The sequence below is a fragment of the Komagataeibacter sp. SM21 genome (assembly GCF_041402665.1).
Taxonomy (GTDB): Bacteria; Pseudomonadota; Alphaproteobacteria; order Acetobacterales; family Acetobacteraceae; genus Komagataeibacter; species Komagataeibacter saccharivorans.
Genome location: NZ_JBGLOV010000075.1, coordinates 1 through 1051 on the forward strand (window position 1 = coordinate 1; position 1051 = coordinate 1051).

Below are 1051 nucleotides of genomic sequence, written 5' to 3' on the forward strand. Positions count from 1 at the left end.
GCAATCGGGCAATACAGGAACGGAAGGGAATTCTGGCCATGTCTGACTGGATCACGTTCGGTAATGGACGCAGGGGCCGGCGTAGCTGGGACATGGATCCTCGCATGGTGGAGAGATGGCAGCGCCTGCTGGCGGCGGCCCACGGTGCGGACAGACGCCCCCATTGCGACTGTCTCCATGAGGGCCACAATCTTGAACTGGTCGTCAGGCGGGCAGAGCGGCTGCAGGCCGGAAGACTGGTGGAGGCCTATCATATCGCGCGTTTCCCAGGGCAGGGGGCATTGCATCACCCTTCCTGTCCGTTCCATGAAACGGATGTCCGCCGGAGCGGGCGGAGCGGGTATGAAGAGGGTGTCGTCCGGGAAATGGCGAATGGCGACCTGCGGGTTGCGTTGCGTCGTGGTCTTCGTATCCGTGACACGGCGGATGTGCCCCCGGCAGTCGCCCCCACCGCCGGGGCGGCAGCCAATGGCGCAGGGGGCGCGCCGCGACAGGCACGCATGACCGAGCTTGGTCTGTTGCATCTCCTGTGGGAGCAGGCGCGTCTCAATACCTGGAGCCCCGATATCGGTCGGCGGCGCAGGTGGTGGACAGGTGTAAGACAGGCACTGGTGACGGCAGCTGGCGACATCACCACAGGGCGCAACCAGCTTCTTGGGGACCGGCTCGCCATGGTTGGCTATGGCGATGAGGATGGTCCGGCGCTTCTGCGTCGCACGGCGCGCTCCTGTGGCGATACATGGCGTATCCTGCTGCTGGGCGTAGTGGACTCCATAACGTTGCGCAGGGGGCGGCAGGACGCTGGCTTCGTTTCGATCGGCTTCGACGGCGCAGCGGGATATGACCTGCGTGTAGCGGCACATGCCGACTGGATGCAGCGCCTTGCCCGGCGTTTCCCCATGGCCATGGCGGCGCTGGGTCAGGCGCGCGGACAACGCGCGATCCGGGTGATCGGGCTTGTTACTGCGACGGTAAGGGTTGGTTGTGATGGCGATCGGGTTCGGATCGGGGCATGGGCGGATGATGTGGCGCTTATGGAAGTGGAGCCCGA

Annotated in this window: 1 protein-coding gene; it reads left to right on the top strand. The window is 65.1% G+C overall.

Annotated features, from left to right (window positions below; all coding sequences use genetic code 11):
* Positions 1 to 104: 104 nt before the first annotated feature.
* A partial coding sequence (locus ACBR42_RS17090) for a DUF1173 family protein (protein WP_371208835.1) occupies positions 105 to 1051 on the top strand: 947 nt, incomplete at its 3' end.